This window comes from Leifsonia sp. NPDC014704, assembly GCF_043083605.1.
Classification (GTDB): Bacteria; Actinomycetota; Actinomycetes; order Actinomycetales; family Microbacteriaceae; genus Leifsonia.
In genome coordinates, this window is sequence record NZ_JBIBYW010000002.1 from 162,099 (window position 1) to 178,012 (window position 15,914).

Sequence of the window (15,914 nt, forward strand, 5' to 3'; positions counted from 1 at the left end):
GGTATATCAGGCGGTCGTTTCTGCGGCCATGATGCGGTAACGCAGCCGGGCGAACTGGCCGACGGCCTCGGCGGATTCGAGGTGCAAACGGTCGGACTCGACCCTGCGCGGGAAGAGCGGCGCGCCGCCGGTGAGCGCGACCGGCGCGATGGACACCGCCAGCTCGTCCAGCGCGCCCGCGTCGAAGAACTGCCCCGCCAGATCCCCTCCGCCCACGACCCAGATGTCGCCGTCGCCCGCCGCCTCCCGGATCGCCGGCAGCGCATCCGTCACCGAACCGGAGACGAAGCGGATGTCCGCCCCCTCGGGCACCGGCAGCTCCCGGTGGGTGAACACGAAGGTCGGCCGCGTGCCGTGGAACTCCTGCCACTTCTCCGGCGCCTCGAGGATGCCGCTCTCGCGCAGCACCCACTCGTACGTCGTACGGCCCTCGACCATCACGGTCGCTCCGCTTGGGAGCAGGCTCTCGTCCGGTTCCTCTCCGCCGGGCACCGCGAACAGCCAGGACAGCGAGTCGTGCTCATCGGCGATCCACCCGTTGATGGTCGCGGCCGTGTCGAAGACGATTCTCCCCATGTCGCCGACGGTACCGGCCACCACCGACACGGTGGGAGCATGGTGCGCATGGATGCCGTCGACGCGCTGAACGAGATCGCCTTCTGGCTCGAGCGGGAGCTCGCGCCGAGCTTCAAGGTGCAGGCCTTCCGCCGAGCGGCCGCCACGATCGCCCCCTTCGACCAGGAGGAGCTCGCCGCGCGGGTCGCCGACGGCCGGCTGAAGCGCACAAAGGGAATCGGAGACCGCACCTTCCAGGTCATCGCGCAGGCGGTCGATGGCGGCGTCCCGGACTACCTGGCCGACCTCCGCGAGCGCAACGCGCAGCCCCTCGAGACCGCGGGCGCGGACCTGCTCGCCCAGCTGCGCGGCGATCTGCACAGCCACACCGAGTGGTCCGACGGCACCGTCCCGATCGAGGTCATGGCCGCGGCCGCCGCGACGCTCGGCCGCGAGTACCAGGCGATCACCGACCACTCCCCCACACTCACCGTGGCGAGCGGGCTCAGTGCCGAGCGCCTGGAGGAGCAGCTGGACGTCATCGCGAGCCTCGACACCGGCTCCGTGACCCTGCTCCGCGGGATCGAGGTCGACGTCCTCGAGGACGGCACGCTCGATCAGACGCCCGAGCTGCTCGACCGATTGGATGTGGTGGTCGGCAGCGTCCACTCCAAGCTCCGCTCCGACAAGCGGACGATGACGAAGCGCATGCTGGGCGGCATCCGCGATCCGCACACGAACGTTCTCGGCCACTGCACCGGCCGCCTGGTGCAGGGCTCGCGCGGCACCAGGCCGCCGTCGGAGTTCGACGCGGATGCCGTGTTCGCCGCGTGCGTCGAGAACCAGGTCGCCGTCGAGATCAACTCACGGCCGGAACGCCAGGACCCGCCGGACGACCTCATCCAGCGCGCCCTCGACGCGGGATGCTTCTTCTCGATCGACACGGACGCGCACGCCCCGGGCCAGCTCGACTTCCTCGCGTACGGCGCCGCGCGCGCCGCCGCGAACGGCGTCCCCGCCGACCGGATCATCACGACCTGGCCGCTGGACCGCCTGCGCACCTGGCTCGCCAAGTCCTGACGCCGCACCCCGCCCATCCCGCGCCCGAAATGCACGTAGTGGCGGCTATTTGGGCGGAATAGCCGCCACTACGTGCACTTCGGCGGAGGGCGGGGTCAGAGGCCCCAGGCGGAGGCCGGAGCCTGCACGATCTCGACCGGGCGGGTGCTCCAGTGGGTGCCGTTGCCGTAGTGGCTGGTCGCCCAGGGCGACGCCCAGATCGCGGCGGCGGTCGCATCGGCGGAGGTGCCGGCCTCGAGCCCGGCCACGATGTCCGGGTAGCCGCGCTGCAGATTCTTCGCACAGTACTCGGCCGCCGTGATCAGGTCCGGGTAGCTGCCGAGACCCGCTCCACCGCCCGACCCGTAGCCGTTGTTGAGAGGATTGTTACGGTTCCACCAATCCGGCGGGCCGTTCTCCTGCCGCATCCAGCGCAGCATCACCGTCACGTTCGCGTCTGTCTGCGGCCAGCCGCCGAACATCAGCACCAGCTTCGCCCACGCCTCGTTGGTGCCGACGCGCGCGAGGGTCTGCAGCCCGTCAGTCGCGCTCAGGTTCTCGCGATTGACGACGGGGGCGGCGATCGTCGCATCCACCAGCAGCTCCTGGGCGGGCGCCGGTACAGCCGCCGCGGCCGAGCCGGACGTCCCATCGCCCGGCGCAAGCGTCGTCGACGGCGCGACGAGCAGGGTGGAGGCGAGCGCGTCATCCGTCGGAACGATCGAGAATCCGCACACCAGCCCGATGACCGCGAGGCTCACTCCGATACGGTGCTGAAGAGGCAGCAGGGGTCGTCTCCGCGACCTCGGCAGCCGGATCCGCACGCGCTGCGTCGGCACGGCGGCGCGACGGCCTGCCGAGCGGCGGCCGCGGGAACGACGGGGGGCGGATGCGGACTGCATACCCGACGAAGGGTACCAGCGTCCCGCTGAATCACCACCGGGAGCTCTAGCGGGTGACCTCGTTGAGGCGGCCGAGCAGCTCCGCCAGACGACGCACATCCTCTTCGCCCCAGCGCCGGAGGCCTCGGTACAGCGTCGCCTGGTCGGCGGCACGCACCTCGTTGACCTTCTCGATCGCCTCGGGCGTCGCCGCGATGAAGCTGGCCCGCCGGTCGGTCGGGTCGGTCTTGCGCTCGATGAAGCCCATGTCCTCCAGCAGCTTCACCTGCCGGCTGATCACGCTCTTGTCGGTGTAGAGCATGGCGGCGAGGGCTCCGGCGTGGATGGGGCCGCTGCGCACGATCGTCGTCAGCAGCTTGTAGCTTCCCGGCTGCAGGTCCGGGTGGATGCGGACCGCGCGATCCCGCATCGCCGTGCCGACCTGGTTGAACAGCCGGGTGAACTGCTCCTCCACCTCGGAGATGGCTGCATCGCTCGCCGGTTCCGGGGCGGCGGGAAGGGTGGCGGCAGAGCCCGCCGCCACCCGATCCGTGTTGTCCATGGCCGCGATCATAACGCGACCGTCTAGCGGCCGTTCCCAGCCGGGCTGTCGCCGTCGCCGGCTCGCCGGACGGCGGCGACCGATCCGGTGGCCGGAGCCCCGATCAGGGCCTCCGCGACCTCCACCGCGTTCTCCTCCGCGGCCTCGAGCGGCGTCTCGGCGTTCTCCTCGCGCATCCGCTCGATGGCGGTCTTGCTGCCCAGCTTGATGTTCGGGAGGAACAGGATGGCGATCACGGAGATGATCGCGAGCGGCACGGCGACCAGGAAGATGTCGGCGACGGCCTGGCCGTAGACCGACTCCACGATGGTCCGGATAGGCACCGGGAGGGTGTTGACCTCGGGGAGCGTTCCGCTCTGCAGCGACTTGGCGGCGGCGACGCCCTTCGCGCCGAGCTTGCCGACGGCGGTCAGCAGCTCCTGGTGACGGTCGGCCATCATGTCCTTCACCGCGGTACCCAGGATGGATCCCATCACCGAAACGCCGATGGTACCGCCGAGGCTCCGGAAGAACGCGACGTTCGAGCTGGCCGCACCGAGCTGCTCCGGGCGGACCGTGTTCTGGACGATGAGGACCAGGTTCTGCATGACCATGCCGACCCCGGCGCCGAGCACGAGCATATAGAGCGAGACGAGCCAGTAGTTCGTGTCGTACTCGATGGTGCTCATCAGGTACAGTCCGGCGGTGAGCAGCAGCGATCCGGCGATCATGAAGCCCTTCCACTTGCCGAAGCGGCTGATCAGGTTGCCCACGATCATCGAGGACAGCAGCAGTCCGAGGATCATCGGCAGCGTCAGCAGACCGGACTCGGTGGGTGTCGCGCCACGGGCGAGCTGCATGTACTGGCCGAGGAAGACGGACGTGCCGAACATGGCGACGCCGACCGAGATGGAGGCGATGACGGCGAGCGTGAACGTGCGGTTCTTGAACATCCCGAGCGGGATGATCGGCTCCTTCACGACGAGCTCGGTCACGATCGTCGCGACGATGAGGGCGATCGAGCCTCCGACCATCCACATGGTCTCGGCGCTCCACCAGTCGAAGTTCTTGCCCGCGAGCGAGACCCAGATGAGCAGGAGCGAGACGCCGGCCGCGAGGAAGATCGCACCGAGGTAGTCGATGCGCACCTTCCGCGCCGGGCGCTTCGGCAGGCGAAGGGTGAACTGGAGCAGCAGGATGGCGGCCACCGCGACCGGGACGCCGACGAAGAAGTTCCAGCGCCAGCCGACGGAGTCGGTGAGCAGTCCGCCGATGAGCGGACCGCCGACCGTTCCGACGGCCATGACGCCGCCGAACAGGCCCATGTACCGGCCGCGCTCCCGCGGGCTGATGATGTCGGCCATGATGATCTGGCTGAGCGCCGTCAGGCCGCCGGCGCCGAGGCCCTGGACCACGCGGAAGCCGATGAGCATGTTGGTGTCCTGCGAGAAGCCGGCCATCGCCGAGCCCGCGACGAAGATCACGAGGGCGAGCTGGATGAGCAGCTTGCGGTTGAGCAGGTCGGCGAGCTTGCCCCAGATGGGCGTCGACACCGTGGTGGCGAGCAGCGTGCTGGTGACGACCCAGGTGTAGGCGGTCTGGTCGCCGTGCAGTTCGGAGATGATCCGGGGCATCGAGGTCGACACGACCGTGCCCGCGAGGATCGAGACGAACATCCCGAGCAGGAGTCCGGAGAGGGATTCGAGCACCTGCCGGTGTGACATCACGACCGGTGACCCGTCCCTGGAGAGCGTTGTTGACATGTGGATCCTTCGCACGATTGGTTGACGACGATCAACCATATATAATTAGGTGACCAAAGTCAACTAACAAGGTACATGGCTGCAAAATTTCCGAGCATGCAAACTTTTAACTCCGACGGACTCCGCGAGCGCAAGAAGGCCCAAGTCAGAGCCGACCTCGAACGCGCCACCCTGGAACTCGCGCTCGAGCGCGACCTCGACGAGGTGACGGTCGACGAGATCTGCGCGCGCGTTCCCGTCTCGCACCGCACCTTCTTCAACTACTTCGACACGAAGGAGGACGCGCTCTTCGACGTGCGCCGCGCCTGGGGCGACCCGGCGTGGATCGGCCGCCGCCTGACCGACGCGTACCGGGGAAGCGTCGTCGCCGCCCTCGTCGACACCCTGTTCACCGCATCGCTCCCGGACGAGCAGGATGCGGAGCTCCGGGAGGCGCGCATGCTCATCGCCGCCCGCCACTCCGGCCTCCTCCGGCGCCGTCTCGGACGGTTCGACGACCTGCGAGCGGGCCTCGTCTCGGCCGTCGCCGTGTTCCTGGAGGACGTCGCCCGGGAGGATGGTGCGACGCCCGGCGCCGCCGAGGACGACGCGGACGCTGCGGCTCGGGCCGAGCTGCTCGTCGTAGCGTGCATCGCCGCCATCCGCATCGCCGTCCGCGAATGGGCCGAGGCGGGCGGGAACGGCTCCGCCGCCCGGGTCGCCGAGCGTGCCGTGGAGATCACGCGGTCGGTGGCACCTTTCGTCCGCTGAGCGTCTTCACACCGTCGGGCGGCGGACGTCCAGTCTTCCCGCTCGGCCGCTCCCTACGCTGAGGGGATGCACTCGCGGCGACAGACCTCGTGGGCCCTGCGCGCCCCGGCCCACTGGATCGTCTGGACCGTCGTCCTCTTCGCGGTCACGATCGGGCTCGGGCTCGCTGCGAAGGCGGTGCCCGCACTGCGTTTCGACGGTCTCGACGCGGCCGTGAACCGCGTCAACTCCCCCCTGCTGGACGACGCGGCGCTGCTGCTCGACCGCCTCGACCATCCCGTCGTGGTGGCGGCGATCCTCGTCGTCGTGTTCGTCATCCTTCTGTTCGCGGTGGGATGGCGCCGAGCGCTGGGCGCGTGCGTGGTCACGGGCGCCGGCTGGCTGACGACGCTGGTCGTCAAGACGGTCGTCGCGCAGCCGCGGCCGTCCACCGCCGACCTGACCCACGTGCTGCACATCTCGCCGGCGACGCTCAGCTACCCCAGCGGGCACGTGGTGTTCGCCGCGGCGCTCGTGACGGCCCTCGCCATGGTGTGCCGTGCGGGGCTCCCTCGCGCCCTCGTGGTCGTCGTGGGCGCCGTGTTCGTTCTCGCCGTCGCCTGGTCGCGGCTCTACGTCGGCGTCCATTACGGCACCGATGTCGTGGGCGGCGTGCTCAACGGCGTCGCCGGCGCCGTGCTCTTCGCGGGTCTCTGGAACCTGGCGACGCGCGGCCGCCGCCGCACGCGCTGACCGGGCGGGTCGTCCGACCTACGCAGTCTCTCCGCAGTCCGACGGTCCCATGACCGCGGGGACGGGCGGGATGGTGGTGCCACACCATCCCCGATCGACGACGAAGAACTTTCTTGCTTCGATCGCGTCATGATCTGCAATTCACTGCGTCCAAGTCAGTGAACGCCCGTACCGCTATTCAAGGACCCGACCCTTATGACCGGTGAACTCGACGACCTCTCCGACGCCGACCTGATCGTCCTCGCACGAGACGGAGACACGCTCGCCTACGGCGTGCTCTGGAAGCGGCATTGGCAGGCCGGCCGTGCCATGGCGGCCTCGATCACCGGCCGATTCGACCCCGATGACCTCGCGTCGGAGGCGTTCGCGCGCATCCTGACCTCGCTCGGCCGCGGCAAAGGCCCGACGTCGGGTTTCCGCTCGTACCTCGCGACGACGGTCCGGAACGTGGCTATCGACTGGTCGCGCCGCAAGACGACCCCGAACATCGAAGACGCCGACGTGATCGAGGACTGGACCTTCAGCGAGGTCACGGCCCTCGACCGCATGGACCGGCAGACGATGGCGAAAGCCTTCTACGCCTTGCCCGACAAGTGGCAGGAGGTGCTCTGGTACACCGAGATCGAAGACATGGCGCCCCGCGAGGTGGCGCCGCTCATGGGCCTCAACGCGAACGCGGTCTCCGCGCTCGCGCTCCGCGCACGCGAAGGGCTCCGGCAGTCCTGGATCAACGCCCACCTGGCGAGCGCGCCGACCGAGGACCCGATCCACGCATGGACGCTGAAGAAGCTCGGACCGTTCGTTCGAGGACGACTGGCCAAGGCCGACCGCCGCAAGGTGACGCAGCACCTCGACGCCTGCGAGCGCTGCGCGGATGCCGCCTCCGAGGCCGACCGCGTGGGCTCGCGGATCGCTCTCGGAATCCTGCCCCTGTTCCTGGGGCTCGCCGGCGCGACCGCCTACCTTTCGACCATCGGCGGATCGGGAACCGCCGTCGCCGCGACGCTCTCCGATACGACGCCGGCCGGTACGCCCCAGGCCGGTCCGACGACCGCCGTCCGCGGCGGCGGGCGGCTCCGGCACCTGTCGAGCGCGGCGACGGGTGGCTCGAAGGCCGGGATGGCCGCCGTCGCGGCCAGTGTGGTGGCGGCCGCGGCCCTCACCTGCGGCGCAGTCGTCGCGACGCCCGGGTCAGAACTCGCCGCGGCCGAGACCGGGCGGGGCTCCTCCTCCGGCTCGCAGAACGCGGGCCACGACGAGCCCGACAAGGTAACCGAGACCTCCCGCCCGACGCCCGAGCAGAAAGGCCAGTTGAAGCCGGACGCCCCCACAGCTGACGCCACCACCGGGGAAGATTCGGGCGGTGATGACAGCACCCCGCCCGCGATCGACTCCCCCCTCGCGGAGCCGATCGCTCCGGCGGCCCCGAATGGGCCCGGCGCGGAGGCGCCTGCGATCCCGCCGGTAGCCGCCCCTGCGCCGGCTCCGCAGGGCTGCGTGGCCGCGATCCAGGCGATCCCGGCGGCGGGCACGTTGTTGGCGTACCGGCTAGACGACGAGACCGGATCCCGCACCGCGAGGGATCTCGTCCACGGGAACACCGCACGCTATTCGGGACACCCCGGCGCGGGCGAGTGGAACCTGACAGACGAGACGCTCCGCCAACCCACCGACCGATTCACCATCCAGATCTGGTTCCAGGCGACCCAGGGCGGCGGACGGCTGCTGGGGTTCAGCGGATCGAGCGACGGCGTCTCGGCGTACTACGACCGCCACCTGTTCTTGACGGACGACGGTCGCCTGGTGTTCGGCGTCTTCCCGGAAGCCGTCCGAACGGTGGCTTCCACATCCAGCTACACCGATGGCCGCTGGCACCAAGCCACCGCGACGTTGTCGGACGACGGCATGGCGCTCTACGTCGACGGCGAGGAGGTCGCCCATGACGCCTCCGTCACGCAGGCGCACGCCTTCCCCGGGCACTGGCGCATCGGAGCGGACAACCTCGATAACTGGGGGCCGGAGACGCCATCCGCGCGGCAGATCACGGGGAGCCTCGCTTTCGCGGCGGTCTACGGCGTCCCGCTGTCTGCCGACCAGGTGCGCGCCCAGTGGAACCTGTGCAGTTGAGTTCTTCGCGTCACGATCACTCGCCAACAACGTCTACATAAGCGGAGAGCGCGTCATCGGGCTTCGCGCGTCTCCACCGGAGCGCCCCCAATGGGCCTCCCTTTCGGAGTGGCTCGGCCCGCTCGTCGGGTATCGAACCGGCCGGGCCGCTCCGTCACAACACACCGCAACGTGCCGACAAGAGGACGAGATGAGGCTGATGCACTGGAATCCGCGGGAGCGTGCTGCCGGGCTCGTCAGTGTGACGACCGACGGATGGCGCGGCGAGATCGTCACACCGCTCATCCCCCGCGACCCCACCTCGCCGCTCCGTTCGGCCCTCCTCAACGAGCGGGCCGAGCGTCTGGGCGAGCTGCGCATCCTCGACTTCCGGGTCTACGACACCGTGCGGGTCGAGGAGAACGGTCCGGGCGACAGCTACCGGATCATCGACCGGTTCAAGATCGCGATCGGCGTCGAGCGCCCCGGCTGAGCCGCTGCATCGCTCGGTCGCTCAGCCGCTCAGCCGCTCAGCCGTTGCCGAGGGTGACCGTCGTGGTCTGCCGCCGGCCGTCCCGCACGTAGACGACGTCGACACCATCTCCGGGTTTGCTCGTGAGCTGGATCGCCGTGAGGTCGTCGACGCTGCCGGCCGGCTTGCCGTCGACCCGGGTGATCACATCCCCAGCCCTCAGGCCGGCCTGCTGCGACGGCCCGCCCGGCGTCACCGACTGCACGTACAGCCCCGGCTGGTCGTTGTCGCCGTGGCCGGGCTGGATCGGCGTGACCGAGATCCCGAAGATCGGATAGGTCACCTTGCCCGTCGAGATGATCTGCTGTGCGATCGGCATCGCCACCGCCTGGGGAACCGCGAAGCCGATGCCGACGCTCCCTCCGCCCGCTTCGCCGGACGCGCCGGGCACGGTCGCGATCGCCGAGTTCACCCCGACGAGCCGGCCGTCGCAGTCGACGAGCGCACCTCCCGAGTTGCCGGGATTGATCGAGGCGTCGGTCTGGATCGCGTCCGCCAGCACAGCGTTGCGGTCGCTGTCGCTCTGCACCGGAACCGTGCGGCCGAGGGCGCTCACCACACCGGTCGTCACTGTGCTGGAGAGGCCGAGCGGGGCGCCGAGCGCCACCACGGGCTGGCCGACTTTGAGCGTGGTCGAGTCCCCTTGCTCGATGACGGGCAGCCCGCTCGCCTCGACTTTCACCACGGCGATGTCGGCGCGCGGCGAGCGACCGACGAGCTTCGCCGGGTGCGTCGTCCCGTCGTTGTAGAGAACGGTGATCTTCGCACCCTCGGCAGCGGGGGCGATGACATGGTTGTTGGTGAGGATGTAGCCGTCGGCCGAGATGATCTCCCCGCTGCCGGTGCCGCCGGACCCGTCGCCGGCGACCACCCCGATGGTCACGATGGAGGGGAGCACGTCGCTCGCAACACGCTCGGCGTCGCACACCGATGCGGACGACAGCGAAGCGGGCCGGGCGGGTGCCATCCCGAGCGTCGATGCGCCCGAGCGGAGGGTGAGGCCTCCGAGCACGCCGGTCCCCAGCAGGATCACCGCGCCCAGCACGGCGAGCAGCACGGTGGCCCACACCGGGAATCGCCCGGATCGGTCCGTCCTCTTCTGGTCGGTCGACGTCATCTCTCGCTCCCCCTCGTTCCCCGTTCGGGTCATGGTGTCTCGGTCGATCGAGACCTGGATAGACAGTTGGGCGGAGAGCTACGCCACGGGGAACGTGAGGACTAATGTGAACGCATGGATTTCGGCGACGACGCGTTCACCGCATTCCTCGTGCACCCCGACCAGCCCGCGCTGGACCGGTCGATCGACCTTCCCGTGCTCGAATCTCACCCTCCTGTCCGCGTCCGCATCCCCGCGGACGCGGCGATGGAGATCTACGAGCTGGTGACCGCGGATGACTGGCCCCGTGAGGCGATCTATCGCTACGTCGGCCGCGAATCGTCTGCCTCCTGAACACTCGATCGACTAGCGGAATCGTGTGAGTTCGCGTCAAGCTACTCCTCGACGCCGGTCGATCGACGACGACGGGGAGGGGTGGGTGCGGTGAACGAGGACGCGGGCGCCTTTCCGGAGCCGGGATCACCGGGGTGGATGCGCGTGCAGGGGCACCCCGACGTCGCCAGGATGGAGGTCGTGGGCCGCACGGTACGCGTCCGGCTGGTCTCCGGCATCGAGCTCGAGTGGCGGCGCGACGACGGTGCGGTCGAGGACCGTTCACGCGCCTGACTTTATGGAAAACAGCTAGTCCCCAACGCGCCGCCGAAGGTGCATCATGGCCTCGCCGCCATCGACGGGTCGAACACCCGCCGGGCGGGAGGAGGCACAGACGATGGCTGACGAATTCGACTACATCCACCCACCGCACCCTCCACGGCTCCGTGAGCACGTCGGTCTGATCCGCTGGACCCACGACGCCGACGGTGGCTGGGTGACGGAGACCGTAACCGGCCAGTTCGCCGGAGGGGACTCGCAGCGCTGGGTTCTCCGGCTCTACTCCGGGGTCGAGCTCGAATACGACCTGGAGACGTGGGCGCCGTACCAGCCGCACCTGTGACAGCTGTCTTTCGGGCCGTTGGCGCTCCTGACACCATGCGAGACGTAACACCCAACAGGGGCGTCGGCTCATGGATCAGACGACGGTCAGGGCCGGCGCCCCGCCCCGGCTGACGGGGGTCGGTATGCAGACATCGAACTCCACGCACGGCCTCCCCGTGCGCTTGGACCCGATGATCGGGCGCCGTGAGGAGGTCTCTCTGATCCGGCGCCTGCTGCAGACCTCGAACCGTCTGGTGACCGTCACGGGAACGGCGGGCGTGGGGAAGAGCCGCGTCGCGATCGCGGCCGCGGAGTCGCTGCGGCGCTCGGTGTCGGGCGTCTGGTACGTGGATGTTCGTGGTCGCGGGCACGATGTCGCACTGGCGGTCGCGCAGGAACTGAAGGTCGATCCGGGCGACGACGCGCTCGGCGCTGTGATCGCCGCAGTCGGCGACGAGGACGCGCTCCTGGTGATCGACGACGCTGACGAGGCCGTGGCCGAGACGTCGGCGATGGTGGACGCCCTCCTCCTGGCGTGCCCGGGTGTGCGCGCCATCGTCACCTCCCGCGAACCACCCGCGTCGGCCGCACAGGCGCTCGTGGCGATCGGTCCCTTCGCCCACCGTGATCTCACAGCGGGCAGCGACGCCGTCCGGCTGTTCGCTGATCGTGCCGCGTCGGGCGACGCCCTCTTCTCCGTAGACGAGAGCACGCTGCCGGAGGTCGTCACGATCTGCGAGGCCACCTACGGGGTCCCGCTGGCGATCGAACTGGCCGCCGCGCAACTGCAGTTCATGGATGTGCGAACGCTCGCTGGTCGCATCTCCCACCAACTGGACACCTTGGAACCGGCCGCGGCGGAATCCCGGTCGCTCCGCGCGGCCGTGGAGGACAGCTGGGATCGCTGCACAGAGACGGAGCGGCACGTGTGGACGGATCTCGCGGTGCTGGCCCCGGGCTGGGACCTCGACCTCGGAGAGTCCATGGCCGCCCTGAGCGCCGATGGTCCGCGAGAGGCGCGCACGGCGCTCAAGCAGCTCATCCGGCGTTCGGTGGTCCATCGCCGGCGCGTCCAGGGGGATGTGCGCTACGAGCTGCTGCCCGCGCTGCGGGAGTTCGGGGCCGAGCAGGCGACGCATCCCGAGGACGCCCAGGGCCACTTCGTCTCGTGCATGCTGCTGCGGTTGCACGACGCGGAGGACAACTGGTTCGGCGGCCGTCAACGCGAGATCCTGCAGCGTCTGCGCGGTGACATCGCCAATATCCGTCGAGCGGTGTCCACGGCCGCTGCGCTCGGCGACACCGATCGAGCCGTCGAGGTCGCGGTGACCGCCTGGCGGCAGGCGTGGATGCTTCACGGCAGTGGCGACGAGGTTGCGACCTGGCTCGGGACCGCCTTCGCCTCCGGACGCCCGTCGCCGTTCTGGGCGGCGCAGGGGCACGCGCTCCGAGCGGCCGTCTTCGGCCAGACGGGGAAGCCGGGCCTTGCCCGCAGCGAGCTCGCCACCGCCCGCGCTGCTCTCGAGGAGGTCGCGAACGGCGACGACGCCGAGGCGACGCACGACTGCGCGGTGAGCGTCCGCAGCGCCGCCGAGGTCATCGACGCCGACGACAGGCGCGCGCTGGAGCTGCTCCGCATCCTGATGGACGAGCTCGGCGAGGACGCCTATCGGTTCGGCCGCACGAACACCCCGCAACGTCTCGCGGCGCGGCTGCACGCCCTCGGCGAGCGCGCGGAGGGGTCACGCGTCGGCGACGACATCACCGAACGCGCCCTCGTGGTCGGCGACCGGTTCGAGCGGTCCTTCGTGCTCACGACGCGGGCGTCCGCGTGCGCCGCCGTCCGCGAGTACGAGACGACCGAAGCGGACGCTCGAGAGGCGCTGGTGGTGAAGCGCGGACTGGGCAACGGGCTGGGTGTCGCCCAGTCGCTCGAACTGCTCGCCGACGTCGCGCGCGAGCACGCGGATCCCGCCCGCGGCGCGACCCTCCTGGGGGCTGCGGCGGCCCGGTGGCGCGATGCAGGCGCGATCCGCGCCAACTACCCGCCCTACTTCTACGACCGAGCGTCGACCGAGCGCGCGCTTCGCCACCGCCTCGGCGCCGACGCCTTCGACCGGGCGTTCGCCTACGGGGCGGCGCTGAGCGAGGACGAAAGCATCGACTTCGCATTGCACGGGATGGTCGAGGCCAGGACGCGCACGGGCATCCCGGACTCGTCGCGGACGCCGGAGTTGACGCCGCGCGAGGGCCAGGTGGCGGCCCTGGTGGCGGACGGGGCGTCCAACAAGGAGATCGCGCGGCAGTTGTTCGTGTCGATCCGCACAGTGGAGACGCACGTTCAGAACGCCCTGGTGAAGCTGGGGTTGCGCTCGCGAACAGAGCTGGCGCTCTGGCATCGGGAGCAGCTGTCCCGGGGGTGAGCAGTCGATGAGCTGCGGGGCGACCGCTCACCCGGAGGACACGGCGGAAGCGCGCGCCCTCCGGGGCGGACATTCAGGCGGCGAGCGTCAGATCCTCGCCGTCGACACCGGTGACGGCCATGCGTAGACCGGTGCGCGCTCGGGCAGCGAGCGCGGCGGCGGCGCCGGGCGTCATCCCGAGGACCTCGGCCGCGACGGAAAGCGGCAACTCGTGCACGCAGGTCAGGAGCAGGATGCGCCGCCAACGTTCGGGGAGGCTGCGGAATGGTTGCTCCAGCTCGCCTAAGTCGACGACCTCGAACTCGTAGACCGGGAGGTGGGCGTCCTCGCCGAGGGGAACAAGGGGCATCCGGGCGTCGCGGGCGCCCCAGGTGGCCGCGACGTTGCGGATCGCCGTGCGCAGGTAGTGGGCGAAACCCTCGGTCGGCCCGTTGCCGTTGCGCAGGGCGGCGAGCACCTTGGTGAAGGCCTCCTGCACGATGTCCTCCGCGTCGTAACGGGAGGTCGTGCGCCGGGCGACGTGGTGCGCCCACGATTCGTAGCGCGTCCACAGCTCCGCGAAGACCGCGTGCTCGCCCCGACGGACCCGACGGAGAAGCTCCAGGTCGGTGGGGCGGACGGCGGTCGGCGGCATCCTGTCTCCTCAGTCGGGGTGGTGGACCGGCGGCGCCGGTCGAGTGACCCCAGAGTCCGCCGCGGACTGACGTGTGCGGCACCGCAGAACTACCGAGGAACTACCGAGATGCGACCCCGATGTCGACGCGCGGCGCGAAGTCCGGCCGCCGCTCCCCGCAGCCGATCAGAGCCGACAGGGCTGCGACGATCCGCTCTGCCGCGTGCCCGTCCCCGAAGGGGCTGGGCCGGTGCGCCATGGCGGCATGGCGGTTCGGATCGACGAGGAGCGCGGAGGCTTCTTCCACGATCGTCTCGACGCGCGTCCCGACCGTGCGGGACGTCCCGGCGAGGACTCCCTCCGGTCGGTCCGTCGTCGTCGAGACAACGAGGACCGGCACGTCGAGGCTCGGCGCCACCTCCTCCAGCTCTGCGCAGTCGGTGAGCACGAGCGTCGCCTCTGCGAGGAGGCGGACGAGCTCGGGGAACGGCGGTACCGGCATCGACAGGATGTTGGATGGCCGTCCGGCCGCAGTGGTCAGTCCGGCATGCACCGCGAGCTCCGGGCCGGAGCACAGCACGAACGCCAGGCCGGGGAATCGTGCTGCGAGCACGCGGACTGCGGATCCGATCCGCTGCATCGGTGCGCCACGGTTTTCGGGCTGGTGGGCGGCCACGAGCACCATCTTGCGGTCTTCCGCCGCCACGGCACTCGTATCGCCGGACAGCGCCGCGTCGACGAGGGGATCGCCGGTGACGACGATCCGTTCCTCAGGAACGGCGGAGGCCAGCAGGATGCGCCGAGCGTGCTCCGTGGGCGCCAGCTGGAGGGCGGCGATCCGGCTGAGCGTCCGCCGAACGGGCTCGCCCGGGAGGGATGCGGTGACATCGCCGTCGCAGCGCCCGGCGTCCAGGTGCGCAACGGGAATGCCGCACTCCGAAGCGGCCATCGCCGCCGCCAGCGCCGTCGCCGAGCCGCCGTGGACGAGCACCGCGTCGGGCCGCTGCTGCTCGATCGCAGCGGCCGGATCTGCAGCCCGATCCAGGACAGCGGAGAAGGGATCGGCGACGGGCGCCAGGAATCCGGCCCGGCCGAGCGCATCGACGACCGGACGCATCCGGATCTCGGAGTCCCGTTTGCCGCAGAGGGAGAGAGCGACGGGAAGGACGATCGGCACGGCGGCCTCCTCTCGAGGAGCGCGACGAATCCGCCCTCATCTAGAGAGACGCGGAAGAGGCCCCTTCCCTGACGGGGTAGCGTGAGGTTCATGAGCCTGAGCGTCGAGAAACAGCCGGAGCAGTCCCGTTACGCCCTGCTTCAGGACGGCGAGGTGATCGGCGTCGCGGAGTACGAACTGCGGCATGACTCGATCGTCTTCACGCACACCGAGGTCGACGAGGAGAAGCGCGAGAAAGGGATGGCGTCCACGCTCGTGCAGACGGCGCTCGACGACGTGCGCGACAACACCGACCTCCGCGTGATCGCCTCATGCCCCTACGTGCGGAGCTGGCTCAGCGAGCACCCCGACTACGCGGAGCTGCAGAAGCGGTAGCCCGGCCGTCCTCGCTGGGGGCGCGGCCCTCCGCGCGCTGGCCGTGACCGGCGGGACCCAGGTCGAGCGAGATCTTGCCGCCCTCCCAGGCGCCGTCGCCCTTGTCGCCGGGAAGCGGTGCCGGAGCCGGCAGCAGGGACTGGCGGTCCATCTCCTGCTGCGCCTCGTGCCGAGCGGGCGCGAAGATCTCGTCGAACGAGCCGCCGATCGCGCCGCTCATGGTGCCCGAGCCGCGCTGCGCCTTGTTCGAGAGGTCGATCCAGCCCAGCTTCACGGCGACGACGATCAGGGCGACGAACGCCGCAATGATCCCCACGACCCACCAATTCACGCCCTCCAGGGTACCGGAGGACCTGTGCGCTCCCTGAGGATCGG

18 protein-coding genes are annotated in these 15,914 nt (G+C 70.1%); 10 read left to right on the forward strand and 8 right to left on the reverse strand.

What is annotated here, in order from left to right; all coding sequences use genetic code 11:
- Nucleotides 1–6 precede the first annotated feature (6 nt).
- Entirely contained in the window at nucleotides 7–576 is a 570-nt protein-coding gene (locus tag ACF1AJ_RS12220) for a dihydrofolate reductase family protein (RefSeq protein WP_391507609.1), read from the reverse strand.
- Between the two features lie 48 nt (nucleotides 577–624).
- Between ACF1AJ_RS12220 and ACF1AJ_RS12225 the strand changes: the two genes are divergently transcribed.
- Complete coding sequence (locus tag ACF1AJ_RS12225; RefSeq protein WP_391507610.1) at nucleotides 625–1,635, forward strand: PHP domain-containing protein; 1,011 nt, start codon at nucleotides 625–627, stop codon at nucleotides 1,633–1,635.
- 95 nt (nucleotides 1,636–1,730) lie between these two features.
- Here the strand turns inward: ACF1AJ_RS12225 and ACF1AJ_RS12230 are convergent, their stop codons facing one another.
- From ACF1AJ_RS12230 to ACF1AJ_RS12240, 3 genes are all read right to left on the reverse strand, one after another.
- Nucleotides 1,731–2,375, reverse strand: a complete 645-nt coding sequence (locus ACF1AJ_RS12230) for a hypothetical protein (RefSeq protein ID WP_391507611.1) — start codon at nucleotides 2,373–2,375, stop codon at nucleotides 1,731–1,733.
- A 187-nt stretch (nucleotides 2,376–2,562) separates the two neighbouring features.
- Nucleotides 2,563–3,057, reverse strand: coding sequence for a MarR family transcriptional regulator (locus ACF1AJ_RS12235; RefSeq protein WP_309855809.1), 495 nt, complete (start codon nucleotides 3,055–3,057; stop codon nucleotides 2,563–2,565).
- A 23-nt stretch (nucleotides 3,058–3,080) separates the two neighbouring features.
- On the reverse strand, nucleotides 3,081–4,760 hold the full coding sequence (locus ACF1AJ_RS12240; RefSeq protein ID WP_391508756.1) for an MDR family MFS transporter: 1,680 nt from the start codon (nucleotides 4,758–4,760) through the stop codon (nucleotides 3,081–3,083).
- A 135-nt stretch (nucleotides 4,761–4,895) separates the two neighbouring features.
- On the opposite strand from ACF1AJ_RS12240, the gene ACF1AJ_RS12245 reads away from it, so the two are divergent.
- The 4 genes from ACF1AJ_RS12245 (at nucleotide 4,896) to ACF1AJ_RS12260 (ending at nucleotide 8,880) form a co-directional block, all read left to right on the forward strand.
- On the forward strand, nucleotides 4,896–5,549 hold the full coding sequence (locus tag ACF1AJ_RS12245; RefSeq protein ID WP_391507612.1) for a TetR/AcrR family transcriptional regulator: 654 nt from the start codon (nucleotides 4,896–4,898) through the stop codon (nucleotides 5,547–5,549).
- Between the two features lie 66 nt (nucleotides 5,550–5,615).
- Nucleotides 5,616–6,281 (forward strand): phosphatase PAP2 family protein, encoded by a 666-nt coding sequence (locus tag ACF1AJ_RS12250; protein WP_391507613.1) that lies wholly within the window; start codon nucleotides 5,616–5,618, stop codon nucleotides 6,279–6,281.
- 195 nt (nucleotides 6,282–6,476) lie between these two features.
- The gene (locus ACF1AJ_RS12255) at nucleotides 6,477–8,408 is read left to right on the forward strand and encodes a sigma-70 family RNA polymerase sigma factor (RefSeq protein WP_391507614.1); all 1,932 of its coding nucleotides are present in this window, start codon (nucleotides 6,477–6,479) and stop codon (nucleotides 8,406–8,408) included.
- A gap of 190 nt (nucleotides 8,409–8,598) precedes the next feature.
- Complete coding sequence (locus ACF1AJ_RS12260) at nucleotides 8,599–8,880, forward strand: hypothetical protein (RefSeq protein ID WP_391507615.1); 282 nt, start codon at nucleotides 8,599–8,601, stop codon at nucleotides 8,878–8,880.
- Nucleotides 8,881–8,917: 37 nt separating this feature from the next.
- Here the strand turns inward: ACF1AJ_RS12260 and ACF1AJ_RS12265 are convergent, their stop codons facing one another.
- Nucleotides 8,918–10,036, reverse strand: coding sequence for a S1C family serine protease (locus tag ACF1AJ_RS12265; protein WP_391507616.1), 1,119 nt, complete (start codon nucleotides 10,034–10,036; stop codon nucleotides 8,918–8,920).
- A 114-nt stretch (nucleotides 10,037–10,150) separates the two neighbouring features.
- On the opposite strand from ACF1AJ_RS12265, the gene ACF1AJ_RS12270 reads away from it, so the two are divergent.
- The 4 genes from ACF1AJ_RS12270 (at nucleotide 10,151) to ACF1AJ_RS12285 (ending at nucleotide 13,374) form a co-directional block, all read left to right on the forward strand.
- Complete coding sequence (locus ACF1AJ_RS12270) at nucleotides 10,151–10,369, forward strand: hypothetical protein (RefSeq protein WP_391507617.1); 219 nt, start codon at nucleotides 10,151–10,153, stop codon at nucleotides 10,367–10,369.
- 90 nt (nucleotides 10,370–10,459) lie between these two features.
- Nucleotides 10,460–10,642, forward strand: coding sequence for a hypothetical protein (locus tag ACF1AJ_RS12275; RefSeq protein ID WP_309855800.1), 183 nt, complete (start codon nucleotides 10,460–10,462; stop codon nucleotides 10,640–10,642).
- A gap of 103 nt (nucleotides 10,643–10,745) precedes the next feature.
- Entirely contained in the window at nucleotides 10,746–10,970 is a 225-nt protein-coding gene (locus ACF1AJ_RS12280; protein ID WP_391507618.1) for a hypothetical protein, read from the forward strand.
- Nucleotides 10,971–11,094: 124 nt separating this feature from the next.
- Nucleotides 11,095–13,374, forward strand: coding sequence for an ATP-binding protein (locus tag ACF1AJ_RS12285; protein ID WP_391507619.1), 2,280 nt, complete (start codon nucleotides 11,095–11,097; stop codon nucleotides 13,372–13,374).
- 73 nt (nucleotides 13,375–13,447) lie between these two features.
- On the opposite strand, the gene ACF1AJ_RS12290 is transcribed toward ACF1AJ_RS12285, so the two are convergent.
- Both ACF1AJ_RS12290 and ACF1AJ_RS12295 read right to left on the reverse strand, forming a co-directional pair.
- The gene (locus ACF1AJ_RS12290) at nucleotides 13,448–14,008 is read right to left on the reverse strand and encodes an RNA polymerase sigma factor (protein WP_391507620.1); all 561 of its coding nucleotides are present in this window, start codon (nucleotides 14,006–14,008) and stop codon (nucleotides 13,448–13,450) included.
- Between the two features lie 100 nt (nucleotides 14,009–14,108).
- Nucleotides 14,109–15,164 carry a UDP-N-acetylglucosamine 2-epimerase gene (locus ACF1AJ_RS12295; protein WP_391507621.1) on the reverse strand — a complete coding sequence of 352 codons (1,056 nt, stop codon included), beginning with the start codon at nucleotides 15,162–15,164 and terminating at the stop codon, nucleotides 14,109–14,111.
- 90 nt (nucleotides 15,165–15,254) lie between these two features.
- Here ACF1AJ_RS12295 and ACF1AJ_RS12300 point away from each other — a divergent pair, with 90 nt between their 5' ends.
- Entirely contained in the window at nucleotides 15,255–15,539 is a 285-nt protein-coding gene (locus ACF1AJ_RS12300; RefSeq protein WP_391507622.1) for a GNAT family N-acetyltransferase, read from the forward strand.
- On the opposite strand, the gene ACF1AJ_RS12305 is transcribed toward ACF1AJ_RS12300, so the two are convergent.
- Nucleotides 15,499–15,870, reverse strand: a complete 372-nt coding sequence (locus ACF1AJ_RS12305; protein ID WP_391507623.1) for a hypothetical protein — start codon at nucleotides 15,868–15,870, stop codon at nucleotides 15,499–15,501. The genes ACF1AJ_RS12300 and ACF1AJ_RS12305 overlap by 41 nt on opposite strands.
- Between the last annotated feature and the right edge of the window lie 44 nt (nucleotides 15,871–15,914).